Genomic DNA, 23,430 nt, shown 5'->3' with positions numbered 1-23,430 from the left:
TCCGGCGGCCCGGTTCACCGGAGTGATCGTTGCACGCGTCGGGAGCAGTGTGGAATACGCTGGGAATACGCCTGGTCACCCGATGTGATGATGAAGTGGGCAGCCCTCCTGCCCCCGTTCTCGGTGAGCGCGGCGAACGCACCTAGCTGTGCTCCCGCGGACCTGCACGGACTCTCCCGGGGGCGCGATGGCGGCTACCCCGGTGGTGGCCGATCTAGGACGAATGGTGCATCATGGGGGCGCGAGCTGGGATGATCCCGGCTTCGTGTACCAAACCCCCGCGGGAGCTTGGGGCAACCAGGCTGAGAGGGTAGCTACCGCTGCTGCCGACCGCATGAACCTGTCCGGGTAATGCCGGCGTAGGGAGTGCGCGATGTCGCATGCCGTCCACGATGACGAAGTTCCCCTCACTCTCCAGAGCGCGGCCCCCAAGACGCTGGGAGTGCTCGACCAGGGCGCGCTCTGGGCCAACCTGGCCGTCAGCCTGCTGGGCTTCTCCGGGGCGCTGTTCCTGATCGACCCGCTGGGCGGCGCTCCGCTGACGCTGGCCGCCGCGCTGACCGCGACGGTCGTGGGCAGCCTGATCGGCACCGCCATGGTGGGGCTGTCGGCGATCCCCGGCACGCAGACCGGGCAGCCGGCGATGGTGCTGCTGCGCGGGCTGTTCGGGGCCCGGCTGTCCTACATCCCGACGGTGCTCAACATCATCCAGATGATCGGCTGGGGGGCGTTCGAGCTCTGGGTCATCTCCATGGGCGCGATGGCCATCTTCGGCGACACCGTCCCATACGCGGTGTGGGTGATCGTCGCCGGGGTGCTGACCACGGTGCTGACCATCTGGCCGCTCGGCGCGATCAGGCTGCTGCGCCGCTACATCACCATCGCCGTGATCGTCTCGCTCGTCTGGTTCGCCGTGCAGTTCCTCGGGGACGCGCCGCCGCAGACGGGCGGGACGTGGGCGGCGTTCATGCCCGCGGTCGACTACGTGATCGCGCTGTCGGTGTCGTGGGTGCCGCTCGCCGCCGACTTCGCCCGGCACTCCAGGTCCAGCCGGGCGGCCTTCACCGGGGTCGTCGGCGGCTACACCCTGGCCCAGGTCGCCTGCCTCGGGCTCGGCGTCTACGCGGTGGCCATCGCGGGCGCCGGGGCGGTGGCGGCGGACAGCACGGCGGTGTTCGTGCCCTTCGTGGCCGCGCCGCTGGGCGCGCTGTTCTTCGCCATCCTGGTGCTGCGCGAGGCTGACCAGTCCTTCGCCAACGTCTACTCCACGACGGTCTCGCTGCAGAACCTCATGCCGCGGGTCGACCGGCGGATCCTCAGTATCGCCATCGGCGTGCTGACCGTCGCCATCGCGCTGGTGGTCGACGTGACGTCCTACGGCGCCTTCCTCGGCCTGATCGGCGCGGTCTTCGTGCCCATGTTCGCGGTGCTGGCCGTGGACTACTTCCTGCTCGGCGGCGGGGCCCGCTGGAACACCGCCGAGAACGCGCCCTCCCGCTGGTCGATGCTGCTGCCCTGGGCGCTCGGCTTCGCCGCCTACTGGCTGACCACCTCGACCCCCACGGTCGCCGCGTGGGACGGGATGTGGGCCGGGGTCCGCGAGGCGATCGGCTTCACCAGGGAGCCCTGGATGAACGGCGCGCTGGGCGCCGCCATCGTGGCGGCCCTGGTCACGCTGGCGGTGGGCGCGCTCAGGCGCGCGACTCGCGACGCTCGACGTTGAGCAGGTGCCGCTTGGCGGCCACGCCTCCGGCGTAGTCGCCGAGCTCGCCGTCCTCACGCACCACCCGGTGACACGGCACGATCACGCACACGGGGTTGGAGTTGAGCGCGTTGCCGACCGCGCGCAGCGCGCGTGGCCGACCGATGAGCTCGCCGATCCGCTCCATCGTGGTGGTCGTGCCGTACGGGACCGCCATCGTCTTCTGCAGCACCGTGCGCGCGAAGGAAGTGGCGAGGGCCAGGTCGACCGGCGTGGCGAAGGCCCGCAGCCGGCCGGAGAAGTAGGCGTCCAGCTCCCTGCGCACCGGGTCCAGCCGCCGGGCCTCGGGGCCGATGAGGCTGCCGACCTGCTTGGCGACGCGTTCGTACACGATCTGCTCGTCCTCGAAGCTGCAGGAGGCGATGCCCCGGGCCGTCACCGCGAGCACCAGCCGGCCGACCGCGCCGTCATAGGTGCCGAAGGCGACGTCGAGCGGCCGGTCGTCACGGTAGGTGTCGGATGTCACCCGCAGCAGGGCTTCGAGGTCGCCTGACATGCTTTCACCCTCTTCAGCCAGCCACGGAAATGCCGTGACCGCAGCGTATCGGACGGATCGCCCGGCATGAGCGCCACGCCACAGGCACTATGGAGATGTGGGGGACCTAAGGGCTGGGAGTGACGATGAGATAGCCCGCGCTGTGCTCGACAGCTCGCCCAACGCCGTGGTGGCCTTCGACAGGGACCAGAGTGTCCTGGTCTGGAACGCGGCGGCGGAGCGGCTCTTCGGCTGGAGCGCCGAGGAGATGCTGGGGCGCAGGGCGCCGATCGTGCCGGAGGAGCTGACCGCCGAGCACCACGCCGTTCTGGAGCGGGTCCGTACGGGCGAGCAGGTCTCGCTGCGCACCAAGCGGGTGCGCGGCGACGGGGAGCTGCTCGACGTGCGGGTGGACATCAGCGCGCTGCTCACGGGGAGCGCGGTGGCCGGCTACGTCTGCGTTTACCACCTGGTCCGGATGGACGACGCCGCCAAGAACCGGATGGCGCGCCGGGCCAGGCTGGTGCGGCGGCTCACCGACGTGGTGGGCGACATCAACGCCGAGCTGGACCTGCCCGCCGTGCTCGAACGGATCACGGCCAGCCTCACCGAGCTGACCGGCGCGGACGCGGGCGGGTTCGTGCTCATCGACGGGGAGCGGGTGCGGCTGGTCAGCACCTATCAGCTTCCGCGCACGCTGCAGGACAGCACCGCCGACCTGCACTCCAGCCTGGTCGGCAAGCTGCTGCGCACCGGCAAGACCGTCATGCTGGAGTCACAGGAGCTCGACGGCCTGGTGTGGGCCGAGCTGAAGGGGCTGCACACGATCGCGCTGGGTCTCGCCGCGGTCGGGGGCCGCCCGTACGGCGCCCTCTACGCGCTGTTCGCCAAGCGCAAGCCGGGTCATCTGGAGCTGGAGCTGCTGGAGCTGCTCGCCGGGCACGCGGGCATCGCGGTCGGCAACGCCGTCGCCTACCAGGACGCGGTGCGGCAGCGGGCGTACGAGCGGGCGGTGTTCGACGCCAGCGCGGACGGCATCGCGGTGCTCGACGACGAGGGCCGGGTGCTCAGGTGGAACCCGGCCGCCGTCGAGCTCACCGCCGTCCCCGCCGAGACGGTCATCGGGCAGAAGCCGCCGTTCCCGCTGCCCGCCCCCGGTGAGAAGCTCACCTTCCAGCTCGACACCGGGCGCTGGCTCGACGTGGTCAGCGCGCAGATCGAGGAGACCGGCGAGCTGGTCGTCGACTTCCGCGACGTGACCGCCGCCAAGGAGCTGGAGGAGGCCAAGGACCTGTTCCTGGCCACGACCAGCCACGAGTTGCGCACCCCGATCACGATCGTGCGCGGCTTCGCCAGCACGCTGGACACCCGCTGGGACAAGCTGAGCGACGCCGAGCGGCGCTCGGCCGTGCACACCATCGCCGAGCGGTCGCGTTCGCTCGGGCAGCTCATGGACCACCTGTTGCTGGGGGCCAGGGCGGGGGCGGAGGAGCAGGCGGTCAGGGACGAGCCGTTCGATCTGGCCGAGCGGGTGCACGCGGCGACGCTCGGGCTGCCGGTGCTGTCCGACGAACATCGGGTCGAAGTGAGCATCGGCGCCGGACTGCCGCCGGTGCGGGGGGACGCGCTCGCCACCGACATCGTCCTCGGGCAGCTCCTGGAGAACGCCTTCAAGTACTCGCCCAAGGGCGGGTTGATCAGGGTGGCGGCCTGGCCCGAGAACGGCGGGGTGACCGTGGTGGTCGACGACGAGGGCGTCGGTATCGCGCCCTCGGACCGGGAGCGCGTCTTCGAACGGTTCGTGCAGGTGGACAGCGGTGACCGCAGAAGATTCGGCGGCGTCGGGCTCGGTCTCTACATCGTGCGCAGCCTGGCCAGGGCCCAGGGCGGCGAGGTGAGCGCCCATCCGCGGCCCGACGGAGGCACCCGGATGAAGCTCGTGCTGAGAAGTGCTTCACCTATCGGATCCGACACACCGATGCGGTAACGAGGTGGTCACAGTTGAGCTGATCTATCGTCCGATGTGTACAAGCTGTGATCGAGATGCGGTTTCTGGGATCGAGTAACGGGGCATTTCGGTCGTACCGGGGTGTGTTCCCGCGGGGGGCACTGTGAGCGGGGGAGGTGGGTGTGTCAAGCGTCGTGCTGCTGCCGTACGCGCCGTCCAGCGTCGCCGTTGCCCGCCAGCGTCTGAGCACTGACCTGCAGGACTGTGGGGTGTTCAGCACCGCGATCGACGATGCCGTCCTCGTGGTGAGTGAGCTGATGAGCAACGCGCTGAGGCATGCGCATCCATTGCCTTCCGGCATGGTGAAGGTCACCTGGATGCGCAGTGATGATCACATTGAGGTCGCCGTGAGCGACGGGGGCGCGGCGACCGAGCCGCGCGCGGGCCGCCCGACGTTGTCCTCACTGGGCGGCCGTGGCCTGGGCATTGTCGAGTACGTCGCGGAGAGCTGGGGGGTTCGCCACGACGGTGACACGACGACGGTGTGGGCGATTCTGCCCGCTCCCCATGGCTCGGTGAACGGGCAGATCCGCGTGCTCAAAGAGGCCGGGTAGCCAGCACCGCCCGCTCCCCGGCCGTCCAGGCCGTGGAGACCAGCAGATAGAGCCCCGCCGCCAGGGGGAGCACGGCGGCGGCGAGCACCGACCCGTACGGCAGCAGCGGCATGACCCTGCGCAGGACCTCCGGCTGCTCCGCCGTGAGTTTCGACCTGATCTGCCGCGAGGTCAGCCAGGCCACCACCACGAGCAGCACGATGACCAATGCGAAGACCGAAACCGGCCAGCTGACCAGACCGTAACTAGTGACCACGCTCGCCACCTGCTGACCCAGGGGAGCGCCCAGAAGGTCATGGCCGGCGAGCGCGGTCGGATGCGTGGCGACTCGGTACACGAGCCACATGAAGGGGAGCTGCGCCAGGCCCGGCAGGATCCCCGCGAACGGTGAGGTGCCTTCGGCGGCGAAGAGCGCGGACGTCTCCTTGGCCAGCCGCTCCGGGTCGCGCTCGAATGTCGCGCGCAGCGCGCGCAGCCTGGGCGCCAGGCGCTCCCTGATCCGCGCGCTACGCGCCTGGCGGATGCCCAGCGGCAGCAGCAGGAGCCGCACGGCCAGGGTGAACAGCACGATGGCGAGAGCGGCGTTGCCGCCGGACACGCCGATGACGAAGGTGACCAGTGAATCGATCATGAGCCCATCCCACTAGGAGGTCAGGGCTTTGACAGCCCCGCTTATTCGGCAGCGGGGCGTGTGGAGGGGGCTCGTGGCCGTGGCCGTCCCGGCGCGTCGGGATCGCTCTGGCGCGGGAACGCCGTACGCCGCGCGTAGACCAGGGGGAAGCCGGCCGGCTCACCGCCGACGACGGGCAGCATCCTGGCGGCCCATGAGGCCAGCAGCAGGACCGCCATCATCGTGACGGCGATGAGCCAGGGATCGAACAGGAAAAGCGTCACCGGGATGAGGACGACTTACCGACCAGGGTGACCGCGATGAAGACGAACAGACCGACCACCCCGATGATGAGAGCGATCTTCAGCAGCCCCAGGACCATGGGAATGATGAAATTGAACAGCACGAAAAGCGCCAGCAGGGCGCCCAAAACGAGCATGATGACTCGACTCATGGGGCCACCGTACGTCCTGGCCGATAGATCCGCGAGGCTTACGAAGTCATGACGTGGGTGTCGATCGACCGGGTCGCGCCGTACCGTGAGGTCGTGAAGACCCGCATCCTGGTCGTGGACGACGACCCCACCGTGTCCGAGGTGGTGGCCCGCTACCTGGAGCGGGACGGGCACGAGGTGGAGTGCGTCGCGGACGGCGCGGAGGCGCTGCGCAGGGCGCTGGCCAGCCCGCCCGACCTGATGGTGCTCGACCTGATGCTGCCCAAGATCGACGGACTTCAGGTGTGCAGGAAGCTCAGGGAACGCTGGCCGGTCCCGGTGATCATGCTGACCGCGCTGGGCGAGGAGATCGACCGGGTGGTGGGCCTGGAGACCGGCGCCGACGACTACGTGACCAAGCCCTTCAGCCCGCGCGAGCTGGCGCTGCGGGTGCAGTCGGTGCTGCGCAGGGCGCGCGGCGCCGCCGTCACCGGCGGTACCGGGGTGCTGCGCGATGACGACCTGATGGTCGACGTGGGCGCGCACGAGGTGCGGCTGGCCGGCGCCGAGGTGCTGCTCACCGCCCGCGAGTTCGACCTGCTGGCCTACCTGATGCGCAACCCCAGGCAGGCCTTCAGCAGGTCCGCGCTGCTCAACCAGGTGTGGGGCTGGTCGTTCGGCGACTCCTCGACCGTGACCGTGCACGTCAGGCGGCTGCGGGAGAAGATCGAGCCGGACCCCACCGAGCCGCGCAGGATCGTCACGGTGTGGGGAGTCGGCTACCGGTACGAACCGCTGGAGGGCCCGGCATGACGCCGCACGTGGCCGCGATGGACGACCTCGGCGTGATCGTGGCCGTCACCGCCGGGCTCGGACTTCTGGTGGCGGCCCTGGGCATCGCGGTCATGTGGTGGCTGCGTACCCGGTCGATCGGCGTGATGCTGGCCGTCGTGGTGGTGGTCGCGGTCGTCGCGACCCTGGCGGGCGTGGTGGCGATCACCATGAGGATGATCATCGAGGGTCCGGCGCGGAACATCGTGCTCAGCGTCGTGGCCGTGGGCGGCCTGGTCGGGCTGGGGGTCGCCTTCGTGCTGGCCCGGCGGGTGGTGGGGGAGAGCAGGCGGCTCGTCGCCGCCGTGGGCGAGCTGCCGTTCGTCGCGCCGCGCAAGCTCCCGGCCGAGCTCCAGACGATCGCCAACACGCTGGAGGAGGCGTACGCCCGCGAACGCGCCCTGGAAGGCGCGCGCCGCGAGCTCGTCGCCTGGGTCAGCCACGACCTGCGCACCCCGCTGGCCGGGATGCGGGCCATGGCCGAGGCATTGGAGGACGGGGTGGTGACCGACCGCGAGACGGTCAGCCGCTACCACGGCCAGATCAAGCTGGAGGTCGAACGCCTGTCGGCCATGGTCGACGACCTGTTCGAGCTGTCCAGGATCCACGCCGGCGCGCTGCGGCTGTCGCGGGCCAGGGTCGGGCTGTCGGACGTCGTGGCCGACACCCTGGCCGGGGCCGAGCCGCTGGCCAGGGCCAAGGGTGTGCTGCTGACGGCCGAGGCGACGGCCGCGGTGCCGGTCGAGGCCGACGCGGGCGCGCTCAGCCGGGCGCTGGCCAACCTGGTGATCAACGCGATCAAGCACACGCCGTCGGACGGTTCGGTCGTGCTGCGGGCCCGGGTGGACCAGGGCATGGCCTGCGTGTCGGTCAGCGACTGCTGCGGCGGCATCCCGGAGGAAGACCTGCCACGGGTGTTCGACGTGGCGTTCAGGGGCGAGGCGGCCCGGACCCCGACGGCGGACGGCGGGGCCGGGCTCGGCCTGGCGATCGCTCAGGGCATCGTGGAGGCGCACGACGGGATGATCGGCGTGGTCAACGACGGGCCCGGCTGCCGGTTCGAGATCCGGCTGCCACTGGTCGACGCACCGCGCTGACCCATCAGGCCGACTCCGGAACGGTCGACTCCTGGCTCGTCCCGAACGACTCCGACATCGCACGAAATGTCGGGCAGGGCCAGCGCCACATGCAGCTCCGGCACCGCAGGATCGGATGCGCGGCGTCGCTGGTGATGCCCCCCGCGTCGCGCGGCTGGTGCAGGTCCAGCAGCCGGAGCCCGAGCTCGGAGAACCTGAGCAGCTCGTCACGGGCGCCGGCGAGGAAGTCGAGGTCCTCGCCGGCCAGTTTGGTGCGGACGGGGACGTACCCCTCGTGGTTGACCAGGCCGCGCAGGCGCGCGGCCTCGTCATGCCAGGGAGCGGCCTTCTCCGTGCGGATGAAAATGGCCTCCAGCTGCTCGCGGAGCCTCTGACGCTGAGGATCTTCGGCTTGGTCTGTGTTCATCGGTGATCGGGCCCACGAAACTCGCCCAGCCCCTCCTCCTGAGTGAAGTGGTGACCGACGCGAAGGCGCCGGCGCCGGTGTCACAGTGTCAAGCTTCGCGTACTCTCCGTCTCCGCGATGGCGAAACAGGGACTCTCATCGCCAGATCGCTACCAGGGGCTCCTGATGGCAAAATGTGTCACCACGTCAGGTCAAGAACGGGTCGATTCGCCTCGTCGCTTCATACCCGTCGTCCCCCTATCGGCGTGACAACGTGACCCGAGGCCGTCTCGCCGCTAGCCTGCCCATGTGGAGCTCAAGGTCTCGACTCGATCACATGCCGGCCATGCACTCGTTGCGATCACCGGCGAAATCGACCTCTATACGGCACCCCACCTGCAGTCGGAGTTCACCCGCCTGCTGCAGGAAGGGCCCAGCCGCGTGGTCATCGACATGTCCGCCGTGGATTTCTGTGACTCCACGGGGATGAACGTGCTGCTGTCAGCACTCAAACGGATGAAGGAGCAGGGAGGCGCGCTCGACGTGGCCGCCCCGCGCCCCGCCGTCCGCAAGATCCTTCAGGTGACCGGACTGGACTCGGTGTTCACCGTGCACGATGAGGTGCCGCAGGAGTTCCTCATCACCGAGGGCTCATGACGAGTCCTGACACGGCGGTCGTCATACCGGCCAAGAACGAGGCCGATCGCATCGGCCTCACCGTCAAGTCCGCGCTCGACCTGCCCGGCGTCGACCTCGTCGTCGTGGTCGACGACGGCTCGACCGACCAGACGGGCAAGGTCGCGCGGGCCGCGGGAGCCAAGGTCGTCCGCCACAGCCGCAACCGCGGCAAGGCCGCCGCCATGGAGACGGGCGCGGAGGCGGTCCGGCTGCTGGACGCCGACACCCCGCGCCACCTGCTCTTCCTGGACGCCGACCTGGCCGGCACCGCTCAGGCGGCGGCCCCCTTAGTCGAGCCCGTCCGGGCCGGCGAGGCCGACATGACCATCGCGGTCTTCCAGACTCGGGTGAAGCTGGCCGGCCACGGCATCGTGGTGCGCCTGTCCCGGGACGGGATCCGCCGCGCCACCGGCTTCCAGGCGTCCCAGCCCCTCAACGGGCAGCGCTGCCTCACCCGAGCCGCCTTCGAGGCGGCCCGGCCGCTGGCGCACGGGTTCGGCGTGGAGACCGCGCTGACCATCGATCTGCTGCGCAAGGGGTATCGGATCGTCGAGGTCGAGGTGGAGATGGCGCACCGGGCCACTGGGTCTGACTGGCGGGCCCAGTTGCACCGCGCCAAGCAGTTGCGGGACGTGGCACTGGCCCTGGCCGGCCGGGAGCCGGTGGTGGTCGAGAGCCTGGCCAAGCTGCGTCCCAAACGCTGACGGGCACTCGGTCCGTACGGCTTCCGTTTGCTGGGGGCGGGCGGGTTATCCACAGGCTGGGGATCGGCGGCCGAAGCCCGGCGTGGAGTGTGCTGGAATTTGCGGGTGACTTCCGAGACGCGGAGCGTCAGGCCGCCTGACCGGCTCGCGGTGCCGGCCATGGTGTCGATCGCTGCCTCGATCATGCTGACGATCGCCATCGGTCTGCTCGGCCCGTCAGCCATGATCCCGGCGCTGGGAGGTCCGGGCTGGCATCCGCCCTACTCTCTGGACGTCCACCCGCACCCCTACGCGGTGGTGGCGATGGCCGCCGCCGCGATCGTCCTCGGTGGTCTCGGCCTGCTGACGGCCCTGACGGCGCTGCCGCCGGCGGCCACCTCGGCCCGCCTGCCCCGCATCCTCGTGATCGTCGGCTGCCTGGCCGCAGGTCTCCTGGCGTTCCTGCCCCCGGCAGGGTCAGGCGACCATCTCAACTACGCCGCCTACGGCCGCATGGTCACCCTCGGCCTCGATCCTTACACGCACGGCGCGCACGCCCTGCCCGGCGACCCCATAGCCGACGCGGTCGAAGCGCCGTGGCGTGAGGAGCCCAGCGTCTACGGTCCCGTGGCGACGGCCGTGCAGGCCCTGGCCGGCTGGATCGGCGGTGACTCGCTCCGGCTCACCATCTTCGTGCTGGCTCTGGTCAACGCCGCCGCCTTCATCGCCACCGGCTTGCTGATAGACCGCTTCACCAGGGACGACCCGGCCAGGCGCACCCGGGCCGCCCTGCTGTGGACGGTCAACCCGCTGCTGCTCTACCAACTCGTGGCGGGCATGCACGTGGACACCCTGGTCGTCGCCTGCATGGTGGCGGCCCTCCTCGCCAGGGGCCGGCCGGTGGTCGGCGGGGCGCTGCTCGGGGTGGGGGTCGCGCTCAAGCTCAACGCCGGACTGGTGGCCCTCGGACCGGCCTGGGAGCTTCGCCGCCGTCCGGCTCGCCTGGCCCTGATGGCGGGGATCGCCCTGGCGGTGGTGGCCGTCGGCTACGCCATCGTCGGACCCGCCGCGCTCGAACCGGTGACCCGGACGAGCAAGTCCGTGTCCAACGCCTCGTTCTGGAAGCTGGTCCAGGGCTGGCTGCAGTCACTGGTCGGCACGGGCAGCGCCTACCGGGGCGAGATCCAGATCGGCTCCCTGCTCGTCCTCGCCCTCGTGGCCTGGTGCCTCTTCCGCCTGACCTCCCACCGCCTCCCCCTCACCACCAGGCTTTTCACCCCCGGGCCCCCACGAGGTGCCGCCGCTGAGCGCCTGCCGGGTGACCTTGAGCGTCCACGGGGTGACCTTGAGCGCTCGCCGGGCGATCCCGAGCGTCCTCCGGGCGATCCCGAGCGCTCGCCGGGAGATCCTGGGCGTCTGCCGGGCGGTGGAGAGCACCCGCCGAGTGGGGGGCGGCAAGCCCCGACAGCCGCGACGGGCGGCAGCAGTGCGGCGGACGCCGGCCGAGTAAGGCTCGTATCCACGGCCAAGCTGCCTGACCCGTCCACGGCCGGGCGGCCTGACCCGTCCACGGCCGGGCGGCCTGACCCGTCCACGGCCGGGCGGCCTGACCCGGCCGGGCGGTCGGCGGGCGAATCGTCCGTCCATGGCCAGGTGGGGCCGGAGGGCGGCGGAAAGCATGTGGGTCGTGGGGGTGATGGGGATGAGGCGACGGTGGTGGCCTTGGTGCTGGTGGTCGCCTATCTGTTCGCCTCGCCGTACGTGCTGCCCTGGTACGACGGGCTCGCGTTCGGGCTGCTGGCCCTGGTCGCCGCTTCCACCGTGGACCGGTTCATGGTCGTACACCTGATCGTGCTGTCGCTGGCCTATCTTCCGGCGCGTGTCGCTGGGCAGCCGCCGGAGCTCGAATGGCTCAGGACCGTCGTACGGGGTGAGTTCGCTCCGTGGGCGCTTCTTGCGCTGACGGCGGCGCTAATGGTGTGGACTTGGCGAGCTGCAGGGCGCGTACGCACGCGGCCAGAGTCAGGGGCACCGCGACCGTGAGCGCCATGGACGGGATGGCGATGCCCGAGTCGTTCATCAGGAAGCCGATGAAGGCGGAGGTGAGTGCGCCGATCAGGCCTGCGCGGAGTGCGGGGGCGAGCGCGTAGGTCTGGCCGAGAGCCGATGCGCCCCAGCGGGAGGGCCTGTTGAGCACCAGGAAGAGGAAGGCCAGGGCGACCAGGGAGAGGAGCGTCAGTGACCAGTTGCCGACGGTCACGCCCACCATCGCCGTGAACTTACGGACGACGACGGTCAACGCCTGACCGTCGATGACCTGCTGGACGAAGGTGCCCAGATGGGTGCGCTGGGTGGCGGGGCGCAGCCAGTCGAACAGGGCGATGGCGCTGATGAGCGCGCCTCCGGCCAGGCCGACCAGCAGCAGCTTCAGCACCGACACGCGGCGGCCGGAGAGCAGGATGAGGAAGACGGCCAGACCCACCACGAAGGCGGGTACGCCGCCGAAGTCCGCACCCCAGGAGGGCCACCCGTCGGCGAACACCGCCAGGCCGCCGTACAGCACGCACACCAGCATCGTCACGAACCTCGACGCACCCCTGCCCATCAGCCACTGAGCGACCCCGGCCAGCCCCAGGATGGTGCCGGTGGCGTAGATGGCGAAGGCGATGTTGCTGAAGCCGTAGAACCGGCCGCCGGTGACGGGCTCGTACCCGGAGACGGCGTTCACCTGAAGGGTGGAGCCGGTCATCACGTCGACCAGCATGGCGACCGAGGTGACGGCCGCGACCACGGTCAGCGGGCCGAGCACGTGCGTACGCCAGGGGCCGGCGAAGGCCAGGGCGGTGATGAGGCCGGCGATCGCCAGGATGGTGACGATCAGGGCGGTCATCGGCGCGGGCAAGCTCCACCAGGGCACCAACTGCGCGAGGAACGTGGAGACGGCGATGGATCCGCTCACCACGGAGACCACCTGCACGGCGACCAGCAGCCGAGAGGCGCTCGCCACCTCGAACCCGGCCCGAGGGAGGCGATCGGAGCCCCCCGAGCCCCCGGAGAGCGGCTGCGTCCGGTGCTCGACTCCGTTGCCGTTGGCGCTGATGGCTGGGGGGTCTGTTGCTCGCGCTGGGCTTGTGCCGGAAGTGGTGGGGTCTGTCGGTGAGTTCGGCTTGGGGGACGGAGGGGTTGCCGGGGCGGGGCTCTGCGGGTCCTCCTGGAGGGAGTCCTGCGTGGGGGCGGCGGTCGTGGTGGGGGATGCGGGTGACGTACTGGCTGGAAGTGCGGGCTGGGGGCGGTCTGGAGTGGAGGGGGAGGGGCGGGCTGGGGTGGATGAGGCGCGGCGGCGGCGGAGGGCGAGGGCGGCGAAGGCGTAGAAGAGGAGCTGGACCGCTACGAATATGGCGAAGAAGGGGCCGCGGACCGTGACGAGGACCTGGCTGGCCAGGTCGGCGTCGGCCAGTTCGGTGACCGAGTCGGCCACGGTGGCCGGGGGTGGGGTGGCGGCGGATTGCCAGGGGCGGCCTACGACCTGGGGGGCGGGTTCGGCGCCGGCCAGCTCGATCGTTGTGGCGGTCAGGTCCGCGAGAGTGACGAGGGCGTCCTGGCGGGTGGAGGTCGCGGTCAGGTGGCCGTGGCTGTACGGCGGGCCGGTGGCGATCGCCACGTGGAGGTGGGCGCCCGGGGTGACGTCCGAGACGCCTGCTACGAGGATCGTCGTGTCGGCGGGGAGGGTGGTGAGGAGGGTGCCGATCCGGCGGTCGGCTGCTGCGGCGGCTGCTTGGCGGGTGGTCGAGGGCATGGAGGCGGGGATGCCGTACTCGTCCGGGGGCTGGTCGGCCCAGGCGTTGGCGAGGTCAGGAGCCTCCATGACGATCAGGGTGTAGCGGGTTGGGTCGCCCAGGCTTTCCGGGGTGTCGGCGTATTTGGCGATATTTCCGGATTTGTCGGCAGCGGCTAGGGCTGCGCCTGGGCCGATCGCGGCTACGGTTCCGCCGGAGTCGGTGATGGTTTGAGCAAGTGTGCCCAGTTGGGCGGCGTACCCGGTGGTGGATTGATGCGTCACCAGGTCACGCCAGCCTGGGATCGTCGCGCCTTCGCCGTTGGGCTGGGGGGTGGGGGTGGCCTGGCAGCCCTTGCCCGGCGTCCCGGCCCGCTGGCCTGCCGACACCGTGAGCCAGCCTGTGACGGGGCAGGTGATGCCGCGGCCTTGGGGCGGCACGGTCCGGGTGGACATCGAGGCGGAGCCGCCCTGGGTGACGAGCTTCCAGAGGTTCGGGGTGCGGGACTGGTCGATGTCGCTCCACACAAGGCCGGGCACGCCGACCAGGGCCACGCGACCTTGGGCGGTTCCTGCTGAGGCGGCGGCCGGGCCAAGGGCGGCGCAGAGGGCCGTGAGCATCATGGCCAGCAGTAGAGCGGCGAGGGTACGCATGGCCGGGCGCCGTACTCGTTGCGCCGAGCTCCGCCGTACCTCGTGCCCGCCGTACCGGCGCCTGGGGGGAAGGCCGGTCGACGGGTGGGTAACGGGGAGCGGGGGCCGGGAGGCGGTCGGGTGCATGGGGGAGGGCGCGCCGGAGGTGGGTTGCGGCATGTGTGGATCCCCCAGTGTTGGCGCGCTCGACAAACAACAGCCACGGTAACGTGCCACACCGTGACGAGTGTCGAGACGCCGGTGAAGCGGCGGCAGTGGTGGGCGTGGGCCGTCGTGGTGCTGGTCGTCGTCGCGGCGGTGGCCCCGCTGGTGCAGCAGTGGCTGACGAACCCGGACGACCAGCGCCTCGTCGACCTCGACGTTTACCGTACCGGCGGGCAGATGCTGCTTGAGGGGCGGCCGGTTTACGACTACTTCACCCCTGCCCCGCAGTTGCTGCCGTTCACCTACCCGCCGATCGCGGCGATGCTGGCGGCGATACTGGCGGAGATGTCCTGGGGGACCGCGCAGTGGGTGTGGACGGCGGGGATCTTCCTGGCGCTGGCGGTGGCCGTGGGGTTCTCGTTCAGGCAGGTGCTCGGGCGGCGGCACGCGCCGTGGGTGTTCGCGTTCCTGGTGGTCGCCTGCACCTACCTGATGCCGATCCGGGACCAGGTGCGGTTCGGGCAGGTGGACATCCTGCTGGTGGCGCTCTGTCTGGCCGACTGTGTGGCGCGGCGGCCGTGGTGGCCGCGCGGGTTCCTGATCGGGCTGGCCACGGCGGTGAAGCTCACGCCCGGCGTCTTCCTGATCTATCTGCTGGTGACGCGGCAGTGGCGGACGCTGTTCATGGCGTCGTTCGTGACGGCGCTGCTGACGTTGCTGCCGTTCGCGGTGCTGCCACAGGACGCGGTGGACTTCTGGTTCGGGGCGCTGCTGGACTCCGAACGGCTGGGCGCGAACGCCGCCACCACCAACCAGTCGATGCGCGGCATGCTCATCCGCCTGTACATGCCTGACGCGCTGACGTCGGTGATCTGGCTGGCGCTGGTCGCGGTGGTCGGCTGGTACGGCTTCCGCGGCGCGCGGAACGCCTATCTGGCCAAGGAGCCGCTGACGGCCGTCGCGCTCGTGGGGCTGATGGCGGTGCTGCTCTCGCCGGTCGCCTGGATCCACCATCTGGCCTGGGTGGTCGTGGTGCTGGGCGCGATCGTGGGCGACGGGCGGGATCCGGTCAGGTTGCGGGTGGCCGCGGGGGTGTGGCTCTACTACGTGGTACCGGTGCCGTGGTGGGGGGTGGCGTTGAAGGCCGCCGACATTCCGGTCGTCAGCCCGGTCCTCGGCAAGATCGTGCAGAACGGTTTCGGGCTGGGGGCGCTGGCCCTGGTCTGGCTGCTGGTGTTCTGGCTGCCGAAACGGGCGGCCCGAAAACCCGGCAGCACGCGTCCACCGGCGGATACTCTGGAAGCATGCCCAGAATCTCGTATCTCGGACCTGAGGGGACCTTCACCGAAGAGGCCCTGAGGCTCTTGGAGCCCGGCGCCGAGCAGCTGTCCTGCGCCAACGTCACCGCCGCGCTCAACGCCGTGCGGAACGGCGAGGCCGACGGCGCGGTCGTGCCGCTGGAGAACTCCCTTGAGGGCGGGATCACCACCACACTCGACGAGTTCGCCTGGGGCGAGCCGCTGCTGATCACCGCCGAGCTGCTGCTGCCGGTGCGGTTCTCGCTGCTGGCCAGGCCGGACACCGAGATCGGGCACATCAAGCGCGTCTACACCCACCCGGCGGCGATCACGCAGTGCCGCGCCTTCACCAGCCGCGAGCTGCCGGACGCCGTCGTGGTGTCCGCGCCGTCGACCGCGGCGGCGGCCCAGGAGGTCGCGCTGCCGGGCTCGCCGTACGACGCGGCGATCGCGGCACCCATCGCGGGCGAGCACTACGGGCTGGTGGAGCTGGCGGGTGACATCGGCGACAGGTCCGACACCGTGACCAGGTTCATCAGGGTGAGCCGGCCGGGCGCGCTGCCGGAGCCGACCGGGTCCGACCGGACCACGCTGGTCGTCTTCCTCGCCGACGACCATCCGGGCGCGCTGCTGGAGATGCTGACCGAGTTCTCGGTGCGCGGCGTCAACCTGAGCCGGATCGAGTCGCGGCCCACCCGCGACGGCATCGGCCACTACTTCTTCCACTTCGACTTCGAGGGCCACGTGGCGGACGCGCGGGTCGGCGAGGCGATTTCCGGGCTGCATCGCATCTGCGAGCAGGTGCGCTTCCTCGGCAGCTATCCGCGGGCCGACGGCGTCGCTCCCCAGATCAAGCGGGGGACGGCCGACGCCGATTTCGCCGAGGCGGGGCAGTGGCTGGCCAGGATCAGGGCCGGACAGGTCTAATGCGGGAGCGGGCCGCCGGTCAACGCCGGTAGCCTTTCCTTGTGATTGACCTGCGTACCCTTCGTGAGGATCCCGACCGGCTACGGGCGTCGCAGCGTGCCCGCGGTGAGGACGACTCCATCGTCGACACGCTGCTCGGCCTTGAGGAGCGCCGCCGTTCCGCGCTGACCTCGTTCGAGACCATGCGCGCGGAGCAGAAGAGTCTCGGCAAATCGGTCTCCAAGGCGCAGGGCGACGAGAAGGCCGCCCTGCTCCAGCGGGCCAAGGACCTCGCCGCACAGGTCAAGTCCGCCGAGGCCGAGGCCGAGAAGCTGGCCGGGGAGCTCGACGAGCTGCTGCAGACGGTGCCCAACATCGTCGAGGAGGGCGCGCCTCCCGGCGGCGAGGACGACTACGTGGTGCTCGAGACCCATGGCGAGCCGCGGGTGTTCGACTTCGAGCCCAAGGACCACGTCGATCTGGGCGAGCGGCTCGGCGCCATCGACATGGAGCGGGGCGCCAAGGTGTCCGGCTCGCGGTTCTTCTTCCTCAGGGGCGTGGGCGCGCGGCTGCAGCTCGGCCTGCTCAACATGGCCATGCAGCACGCGATCGAGCGCGGGTTCATCCCGATGATCACGCCGGTGCTGGTCAAGCCGGAGACCATGCAGGGCACCGGTTTCCACGTCGCCCACGACAAGGAGATCTACCGCCTGCCCGACGACGACCTCTACCTGGTCGGCACGTCGGAGGTGGCGCTGGCGGGCTACCACGCCCAGGAGATCCTCGGCGGTGACGAGCTGCCGCTGCGCTACGCCGGCTGGTCGTCGTGCTTCCGCCGCGAGGCGGGCTCCTACGGCAAGGACACCAAGGGCATCATCCGGGTGCACCAGTTCGACAAGGTCGAGATGTTCTCCTACGTGCGTCCCGAGGACGCCCAGGAGGAGCACCAGCGGCTGCTCTCGTACGAGAGGGAGATGCTGGCCAAGATCGAGGTGCCCTACCGGATCATCGACACGGCGGCCGGGGACCTCGGCATGTCGGCGGCGCGCAAGTTCGACTGCGAGGCGTGGATCCCCACGCAGGGCCGCTACCGCGAGCTGACGTCCACCTCCAACTGCACCGAGTTCCAGGCCCGCAGGCTCGCGGTCCGCTTCCGGGACAAGGACGGCAAGCCGCAGCACCTGGCCACGCTCAACGGCACGCTGGCCACCACTCGCTGGCTCGTCGCCATCCTGGAGAACCACCAGCAGGCCGACGGTTCCGTGGTGGTTCCCGAGGCGCTGCGTCCCTTCGTGGGCCTGGACGTGCTGGAGCCCGTCAAGTAGGCGTACGTACGACACGCTGACGTTTGCGCTCCTGCGCGGCGTCACGAGTCCGCCGATCGCGGACCCGTGGCCGAGCAGGGGCGTCAGCGCTGTGTCGTGGTCGCCGGAGACGATGGACGATGCCCCGGTTCACGGCCGCCGGCGTCGGCATCAGCGCCCCCGGTGGCAGCCACAAAGAGGCATACGCGTACCCCCGCTCGCAGTCACGGAGAGCACGGCCAGTGGCACGAGTGGCGATCACTTGGCGGCGTCCTGAGGCCAGCCGGAGAGTGCGTTGCCGTATCCACCCGGGGGAGCCCGCGCGGGCAGAGCGATCAGGTCCTTGTGAACGGCCAGGACGCGCCATGGGCCGGGATCGGGGTCCGGGCTAGGGAGGCGGCCTCAGCGCCCGTCTCCGTGGATTTCACGAGCGTATAGAGCGGCGTCCGTCAGAATGGTGGCGGTCTGACGGCGGGCCGAACCGTCGACGTGACTGAGTTTGCCCGCCCGGGTCCGGTCGTTGAGTGGCAGCACGAACAGCGAGACGACAGTTACGGGGTGACATAACCCCGCATATCTCATATGCGTTGAGGAATGCAGGTTCACTGTCCGTGTTAATTGAGTCACAGTCGTGACAACAACCGGTCAATACGAGACAGGTTGTCCCAAAAGGGAGCCCGGTAAACGCGAAAGGCCGGAGTTCGCTGGAAGCGAACCCCGGCCCGTCTCGCCGTTAGCAGGTCAGATAGCACGGACCTGGGAGGCCTGCGGCCCCTTCTGGCCCTGTGTGATCTCGAACTCGACCCGCTGGCCGTCTTCAAGGCTGCGGTAGCCGTTGCCGACGATCTCGGAGAAGTGCACGAACACGTCCGGCGCACCGCCGTCCGGGGCGATGAAGCCGAAGCCCTTCTCAGCGTTGAACCACTTGACGGTTCCCTGAGCCATAAAAGCTCTCCCTCAGGATGTGAATCTATGGGACCCACACCTCGTGGGTCCCGGTGTGTCGTACAGCAAGCACCCCGGGGTGGCTCAGACAAACTCATGCTGGTATTCACTACGGGATCGCTAATACAACGCCACCACATCTAACACCATTCTGCCGCGTTGGTGTTCCTCTCCCTAGGAAGATTTCTGGTCGGTGGCATCACCGGGCAAACTGGAACCTGTTATGCACAGCCTTCCCGCGCCCCGCCTTGTGGCCACCGACCTGGACGGCACTGCTCTGCGTACCGACGGAACGGTGTCTCCCCGCACGGCTGCGGCCTTCGCGAAAGTCGAGGAATTCGGGGCCATGCTGGTCTTCGTGACCGGCCGGCCGCCCCGGTGGATGGGCGGTGTGGTGAGCACGCTGCGTCACCGTGGCGTAGCCATCTGTGCCAACGGCGCGCTGGTCTACGACTTGCACAGCGAACGGATAGTTGAATCTCACCTCATCGACGTACAGGTGCTCGAGGAAGTCGTCGCTCAGCTTCGAGCGAACGTCCCCGAGCTCGCCTTTTCGGTCGAGTACGAAGGTGGTTTCGCGCATGAGTCCGATTTCCGGCTGGGAAGCTGGGACCGTCAGACCACCGCGGGGTCCCTGCCGGTCCGGCGGACGCTCACCTCGCGCCCCTGCGCCAAGCTGCTGGCCCTGCACCCCGAGATGCACCCCGACGAGCTGCACGCCACCGTGCACGGCCTGGTGGGCCATCTGGTCACCGCCACGCACTCCAGCGGCAAGGGGCTGGTCGAGATGAGCGCTCGCGGGGTCACCAAGGCCACCGCCCTGGCCACTCTGGCCGAACGGCACGAGATCAAGGCGTCACAGGTGGTGGCGTTCGGGGACATGCCGAACGACCTGCCCATGCTGAGCTGGGCAGGCACGTCCTACGCGGTCGCCAACGCGCACCCCGGCGTGCTGGCGGCGGTCGATCACGTGACCGCGGCCAACGACGATGACGGCGTCGCCCGGGTGCTCGAAAACCTCTACAGGTAGGGGCCGGAGCCGCCGGGGGGCCGCGGCGGCTCCTCGCCGTGCGGCACGCCGGGCAGCGCCCTGCGCATCTGCTCAAGCTGCGCCCTGGCCGCCATCTGCTGCGCGAACAGCGTGGTCTGGATGCCGTGGAACAGCCCCTCCAGCCAGCCCACGAGCTGGGCGTGCGCGATGCGCAGCTCGGCGTCGCTGGGCGGGCCGTTCTCCTCGGTGAAGGGCAGCGACAGCCGCTCCAGCTCCTCGACCAGCTCGGGCGCGAGGCCGTCCTCGAGCTCCTTGATGGAGGACTGGTGGATCTCCTTCAGACGCTTGCGGCTGGCCTCGTCGAGCGGGGCGGCGCGAACCTCCTCCAGCAGTTGCCTGATCATGCTGCCGATCCGCATCACCTTGGCGGGCTGCTCGACCAGGTTCGTGACCGACCGCTCATCATCGCCGTTATCGCCCTGACCTTGGAAGTCCGGGCCAACCACCACGATGTGGGGGGTGTTGTTGTCCTCAGCATTCATACGTCTCACCGTACTAGCAGGATCTTCCCGACGTGTTCTCCGGAATCGAGCATTCGATGCGCCTCTGCCGCTCGCTCCATCGGCACCTCGGCGTACACCACCGGACGCACCGCGCCCCCGCTGACCAGCGGCCATACTTTGTCGACGGTGCTGCGCACGATCGCGCCCTTGTCGTCGACGGGCCGCGCCCGCAGCGTGGTGCCGTACACCGAGAGGCGTTTGGCGAGCAGCATGCCCAGGTCGAGCTCCGCCTTGCGGCCGCCCTGCAGCCCGATGACGACCAGCCGCCCGCCGGGGCGCAGCGCCTTGACGTTCTGGGCGAGGTATTTGGCGCCGATGATGTCGAGGATCACATCGGCCCGGACCTTCTCCGAGAAGTCCTCCTGGTGATAGTCGACGGTCTCGTCCGCGCCGAGCGCCAGGACGCGCTCGGCCTTCTCCGCCGAGCCGACCGTCGCCACCACCCGTGAGCCGAGCGCCTTGGCGAGCTGCACCGCGAACGTGCCGATCCCGCTGGCGCCGCCGTGCACGAGCAGCGTCTCGCCCTTGCGCAGCCTGGCGGTCATGAACACGTTGGACCAGACCGTGCACGCCACCTCTGGCAGCCCGGCGGCCTCCACCAGTCGCACTCCCTGCGGCACCGGCATCACCTGCTGCCAGGGCACGGCTACGCGCTCAGCGTAACCGCCGCCCGCCAGCAGGGCGCAGACCTCTTCGCCCACCCGGAACTGCTCGACGTCCGCGCCGACCTCGGCCACCACCCCGGAGACCTCCAGACCGGGGTACGGCGAAGCGCCAGGAGGTGGGTCATAGTGGCCGTTACGTTGGTGCACGTCCGCCCGGTTGACCGCGGAGGCCGCCACCTCGATGACGATTTCGCCCGGCTCCGGGCGAGGGTCGGGCACCTCGCGCCACTCCAGCACCTCGGGCCCGCCACTGCGGGTGATCTCGATGGCTCGCATGAGACCAAGGTAACGGGGCAAGGAAGTTGTGGGTTGGCAGGGCTACTCTCAACTCTTGACGTTAACCTGCGAAGTATTTGCTGCCCCTTTAGACCCACCCGAGGGGGAACACGGTGGCAAGGCACGATCGAGAAGAATCGCTAGAGGAACAGCTGGCTTGGCTTGACGCGATCAAGGAGACGGAAGAGGTCCCGGTCAAGGTCAGTTCCTCGGCCGCGCCCGACGACTCCGTCGCCTCGCCATACCCTCAGGACCCGTGGGCGTCGGTTCCGCAGCACGACACACCGCCCCCGCCGCTGTTCCGCGCCGCGGTCGACTCCGTGTACGGCGCGGCGCCGGCCGAGCAGGCGCCCGAGGCGAAGAGCGAGGCCGGTGAGTGGGCGGACGAGGACGAGCCCGCTTTCAGCGCCAAGCCGAGCTTCCTGGACACCCCCGCCAAGCCGGGCTTCCAGGACAGCGCCAAGCCGAGCTTCCTGGACAAGCCCGCGCCGCCGGACGAGCCTGCCGTCAAGGACGAGCCCGCCTCCCCGCCGGCCAGCCTGGGCAAGGCGGCCGACGACACGTTCGGGGCGCCGCTCCGGCCGCTGCCCCGCCCCGACGACACCGACACCTACTCGATGCTGCCGCTGCCCGGCAAGGTGAAGCCACCCGAGGACCAGACGGAGGAGAACCTCCCGTGGCCGCTGCCGCCCGAGTGGGCACGGTCGTCGGCGGCGTCCGTACCGGAGGAGGCGCAGGAGGATCAGGCCGAGCAGGACACCGGGCCGCAGCAGGTCATCGGACGGCCCGCTGCACTCAGGCCTGAGCCGGTCGCCGAGACGCCGCCGCCCGCCGAGACCCCGAAGCGATCTCTGGACGAGCCGCGGCACATCTTCGAGGAGCCCCGGCGGCACTTCGACGAGCCGCGCCGCCCGTTCGGGGAGCAGCGCCCTGCCGAGACCTCCCCGCGCGCCTTCGACGAGCCTCAGCGCCTCCCCGAAATGCCGCAGCGGGCCTTCGACGAGCCGAAGCGTCCCGCCGAAGCGCCTCAGGGTGCCTTCGATGAGCCGAAGCGTCCCGCCGACGGGACGAGGCGTCTCTTCGATGAGCCGCGGCGTTCTGCCGATGGGCCGGCCAAACCGGCTTTCGAGGAGCCTGAGCGCCCGGTTCGGGAGTCTTCGGACGAGCGCGCCTTCGACGACGAGCCCGCGCCCCCGTTCGGCGGCGCCCAGCGGGCTTACGACCAGCCCGCACGTCCGCTTGACGAGCCGCAGCACGCCTTCGGGCAGCTTCCACCGGCCTTCGACGAGCCGCAGCGTCCGGCCGCCGAGCCACGCCACCGCCAGGCGCCGGAGTTCCAGCGCTCGGCCGAGCCGCGGCACCGCCCGGCACCCATCCCCGTCTTCAACGCCCCGCCCCGCCCGCCGGTCACCGGCAGGCCAAGCGCCGACAGCCTCGACCCCGAGACGCTGCTGCGCGGCCGCCGCAACGCCCCGTCCAAGGGCTGGCGCAGGCTGGTCTTCAAGGCGTCGGGCGGCTGGATCAAGCCGGGTGAGCCGCCCGAGGTCAGGCGCCGCCGCGAGCTGATGACCAGGGCCCGCACCCCGGTGGCCGCCGGTCACCACCGGGTGGCCGTACTCAGTCTCAAGGGCGGGGTCGGCAAGACCACGACCACGGTCGGCCTCGGCGCGACGCTCGCGCACATGCGCGGCGATCGCGTCATCGCGATCGACGCCAACCCCGACCGGGGCACGCTGTCGGACAAACTGGTGCTGGAGACCTCGGCCACCGTACGCGATCTGCTCAACGAGCATCAGCAGGTCAAGAGGTACGTCGACATCAGGGCGTTCACCTCGCAGGCCCCGTCACGGCTGGAGGTGCTGGCCTCCGACCGCGACCCGTCGGTGTCCGAGGCGTTCAGCGGCGCCGACTACCAGGCCGTGTCCCAGGTGCTGGAGAACTTCTACTCCATCTGCATCACCGACTGCGGCACCGGCCTGCTGCACTCGGCCATGGGCGGCGTACTCGGCATGGCCGACCAGATCGTGCTGGTCAGCTCGCCGTCGGTGGACGGCGCCAGAGCCGCCTCGGCGACGCTCGACTGGCTGGAGGCCCACCACTACGGCCATCTCGTACGTGACGCGACCGTGGTGCTGTGCAGCGTCAGGCCCCGGTCGAAGTCGGCCGTGGACATCAAGAAGCTGGAGGCGCACTTCGCCGCCCGGTGCCGTGCGGTGATCCGCGTGCCGTACGACCCGCACCTGGAAGAGGGCGCGGAGATCGACCTGGACCGGCTGCAGGAGACCACCAGGGAGGCGTATCTCCAGCTCGCGGCCTACGTCGGCGACGGGTTCGCGGGCACCCAGGAGTGAGCGGGCCGCCGTCCGCACGGACGCTCAGGAGTGGGCGGGCCG

21 protein-coding genes, 1 pseudogene and 1 riboswitch are annotated in these 23,430 nt (G+C 70.2%); of the genes and pseudogenes, 13 read left to right on the top strand and 9 right to left on the bottom strand.

Features of this window, described 5'->3' with window-relative positions:
- The first annotated feature begins 270 nt into the window (after nucleotides 1-270).
- Nucleotides 271-383, top strand: a riboswitch (TPP riboswitch).
- Nucleotides 374-1,723, top strand: a complete 1,350-nt coding sequence (locus IEY87_RS05635; RefSeq protein WP_189137425.1) for a purine-cytosine permease family protein — start codon at nucleotides 374-376, stop codon at nucleotides 1,721-1,723. Its footprint overlaps the riboswitch before it by 10 nt.
- Here IEY87_RS05635 and IEY87_RS05630 read toward each other — a convergent pair.
- Complete coding sequence (locus IEY87_RS05630) at nucleotides 1,692-2,258, bottom strand: methylated-DNA--[protein]-cysteine S-methyltransferase (RefSeq protein ID WP_189137424.1); 567 nt, start codon at nucleotides 2,256-2,258, stop codon at nucleotides 1,692-1,694. The two genes, IEY87_RS05635 and IEY87_RS05630, sit on opposite strands and share 32 nt — an antisense overlap.
- Before the next feature lie 142 nt (nucleotides 2,259-2,400).
- Between IEY87_RS05630 and IEY87_RS05625 the strand changes: the two genes are divergently transcribed.
- Entirely contained in the window at nucleotides 2,401-4,224 is a 1,824-nt protein-coding gene (locus IEY87_RS05625; RefSeq protein WP_229699299.1) for a PAS domain S-box protein, read from the top strand.
- A gap of 143 nt (nucleotides 4,225-4,367) precedes the next feature.
- On the top strand, nucleotides 4,368-4,799 hold the full coding sequence (locus tag IEY87_RS05620; RefSeq protein WP_225277159.1) for an ATP-binding protein: 432 nt from the start codon (nucleotides 4,368-4,370) through the stop codon (nucleotides 4,797-4,799).
- Here the strand turns inward: IEY87_RS05620 and yidC are convergent.
- From yidC to IEY87_RS05605, 3 genes are read right to left on the bottom strand one after another with little or no spacing between them, the layout of a single operon-like run.
- Nucleotides 4,783-5,430 carry a membrane protein insertase YidC gene (gene yidC / locus IEY87_RS05615; protein WP_189137421.1) on the bottom strand — a complete coding sequence of 216 codons (648 nt, stop codon included), beginning with the start codon at nucleotides 5,428-5,430 and terminating at the stop codon, nucleotides 4,783-4,785. The genes IEY87_RS05620 and yidC overlap by 17 nt on opposite strands.
- Before the next feature lie 41 nt (nucleotides 5,431-5,471).
- Nucleotides 5,472-5,693, bottom strand: coding sequence for a DUF6412 domain-containing protein (locus IEY87_RS05610; RefSeq protein ID WP_225277160.1), 222 nt, complete (start codon nucleotides 5,691-5,693; stop codon nucleotides 5,472-5,474).
- The gene (locus tag IEY87_RS05605; RefSeq protein ID WP_189138203.1) at nucleotides 5,690-5,863 is read right to left on the bottom strand and encodes a hypothetical protein; all 174 of its coding nucleotides are present in this window, start codon (nucleotides 5,861-5,863) and stop codon (nucleotides 5,690-5,692) included. Before IEY87_RS05605 ends, IEY87_RS05610 begins: the two co-directional genes overlap by 4 nt.
- A gap of 48 nt (nucleotides 5,864-5,911) precedes the next feature.
- Between IEY87_RS05605 and IEY87_RS05600 the strand changes: the two genes are divergently transcribed.
- Nucleotides 5,912-6,655: a response regulator transcription factor gene (locus tag IEY87_RS05600; protein ID WP_225277161.1), complete on the top strand. Its 744-nt coding sequence runs from the start codon at nucleotides 5,912-5,914 to the stop codon at nucleotides 6,653-6,655.
- Nucleotides 6,652-7,770: a sensor histidine kinase gene (locus tag IEY87_RS05595; RefSeq protein WP_225277162.1), complete on the top strand. Its 1,119-nt coding sequence runs from the start codon at nucleotides 6,652-6,654 to the stop codon at nucleotides 7,768-7,770. The genes IEY87_RS05600 and IEY87_RS05595 overlap by 4 nt, the downstream gene beginning before the upstream one ends.
- A 4-nt stretch (nucleotides 7,771-7,774) precedes the next feature.
- On the opposite strand, the gene IEY87_RS05590 is transcribed toward IEY87_RS05595, so the two are convergent.
- Nucleotides 7,775-8,176, bottom strand: coding sequence for a hypothetical protein (locus tag IEY87_RS05590; protein ID WP_189137420.1), 402 nt, complete (start codon nucleotides 8,174-8,176; stop codon nucleotides 7,775-7,777).
- Between the two features lie 288 nt (nucleotides 8,177-8,464).
- On the opposite strand from IEY87_RS05590, the gene IEY87_RS05585 reads away from it, so the two are divergent.
- The 3 genes and pseudogenes from IEY87_RS05585 to mptB all read left to right on the top strand — a co-directional run.
- Nucleotides 8,465-8,812, top strand: coding sequence for an STAS domain-containing protein (locus IEY87_RS05585; RefSeq protein ID WP_189137419.1), 348 nt, complete (start codon nucleotides 8,465-8,467; stop codon nucleotides 8,810-8,812).
- Entirely contained in the window at nucleotides 8,809-9,537 is a 729-nt protein-coding gene (locus IEY87_RS05580) for a glycosyltransferase family 2 protein (protein ID WP_189137418.1), read from the top strand. The genes IEY87_RS05585 and IEY87_RS05580 overlap by 4 nt, the downstream gene beginning before the upstream one ends.
- Nucleotides 9,538-9,696: 159 nt before the next feature.
- Nucleotides 9,697-10,761: pseudogene (gene mptB, locus IEY87_RS46595) on the top strand (polyprenol phosphomannose-dependent alpha 1,6 mannosyltransferase MptB); the annotation flags it as partial.
- A 667-nt stretch (nucleotides 10,762-11,428) separates the two neighbouring features.
- Here mptB and IEY87_RS46590 read toward each other — a convergent pair.
- Nucleotides 11,429-13,945, bottom strand: a complete 2,517-nt coding sequence (locus tag IEY87_RS46590; protein WP_189137417.1) for a hypothetical protein — start codon at nucleotides 13,943-13,945, stop codon at nucleotides 11,429-11,431.
- A 219-nt stretch (nucleotides 13,946-14,164) separates the two neighbouring features.
- On the opposite strand from IEY87_RS46590, the gene IEY87_RS05565 reads away from it, so the two are divergent.
- From IEY87_RS05565 to serS, 3 genes are read left to right on the top strand one after another with little or no spacing between them, the layout of a single operon-like run.
- A complete protein-coding gene (locus tag IEY87_RS05565; protein ID WP_189137416.1) occupies nucleotides 14,165-15,448 on the top strand; it encodes a glycosyltransferase 87 family protein in 1,284 nt (427 codons plus the stop codon).
- Nucleotides 15,394-16,314: a prephenate dehydratase gene (gene pheA / locus IEY87_RS05560; protein ID WP_189137415.1), complete on the top strand. Its 921-nt coding sequence runs from the start codon at nucleotides 15,394-15,396 to the stop codon at nucleotides 16,312-16,314. The genes IEY87_RS05565 and pheA overlap by 55 nt, the downstream gene beginning before the upstream one ends.
- Before the next feature lie 41 nt (nucleotides 16,315-16,355).
- Nucleotides 16,356-17,618 (top strand): serine--tRNA ligase, encoded by a 1,263-nt coding sequence (serS, locus tag IEY87_RS05555; RefSeq protein WP_189137414.1) that lies wholly within the window; start codon nucleotides 16,356-16,358, stop codon nucleotides 17,616-17,618.
- A 720-nt stretch (nucleotides 17,619-18,338) separates the two neighbouring features.
- Here serS and IEY87_RS05550 read toward each other — a convergent pair.
- Entirely contained in the window at nucleotides 18,339-18,542 is a 204-nt protein-coding gene (locus IEY87_RS05550) for a cold-shock protein (RefSeq protein ID WP_043619750.1), read from the bottom strand.
- Between the two features lie 223 nt (nucleotides 18,543-18,765).
- Between IEY87_RS05550 and IEY87_RS05545 the strand changes: the two genes are divergently transcribed.
- Complete coding sequence (locus IEY87_RS05545) at nucleotides 18,766-19,572, top strand: HAD family hydrolase (protein ID WP_189137413.1); 807 nt, start codon at nucleotides 18,766-18,768, stop codon at nucleotides 19,570-19,572.
- Here the strand turns inward: IEY87_RS05545 and IEY87_RS05540 are convergent.
- Both IEY87_RS05540 and IEY87_RS05535 read right to left on the bottom strand, forming a co-directional pair.
- Nucleotides 19,563-20,075 carry a bacterial proteasome activator family protein gene (locus IEY87_RS05540; protein ID WP_189137412.1) on the bottom strand — a complete coding sequence of 171 codons (513 nt, stop codon included), beginning with the start codon at nucleotides 20,073-20,075 and terminating at the stop codon, nucleotides 19,563-19,565. The genes IEY87_RS05545 and IEY87_RS05540 overlap by 10 nt on opposite strands.
- Before the next feature lie 5 nt (nucleotides 20,076-20,080).
- Nucleotides 20,081-21,037 carry an NAD(P)H-quinone oxidoreductase gene (locus IEY87_RS05535; protein WP_189137411.1) on the bottom strand — a complete coding sequence of 319 codons (957 nt, stop codon included), beginning with the start codon at nucleotides 21,035-21,037 and terminating at the stop codon, nucleotides 20,081-20,083.
- Nucleotides 21,038-21,150: 113 nt separating this feature from the next.
- Here IEY87_RS05535 and IEY87_RS05530 point away from each other — a divergent pair, with 113 nt between their 5' ends.
- A complete protein-coding gene (locus tag IEY87_RS05530; RefSeq protein ID WP_225277164.1) occupies nucleotides 21,151-23,388 on the top strand; it encodes a MinD/ParA family ATP-binding protein in 2,238 nt (745 codons plus the stop codon).
- Nucleotides 23,389-23,430: the final 42 nt, after the last annotated feature.

Origin of the sequence: Nonomuraea glycinis, from assembly GCF_014646515.1 — a bacterium.
GTDB lineage: Bacteria > Actinomycetota > Actinomycetes > Streptosporangiales > Streptosporangiaceae > Nonomuraea > Nonomuraea glycinis.
The sequence above is the reverse complement of the archived record's forward strand: the minus strand, read 5'-3'. Positions and strand labels throughout refer to the sequence as shown.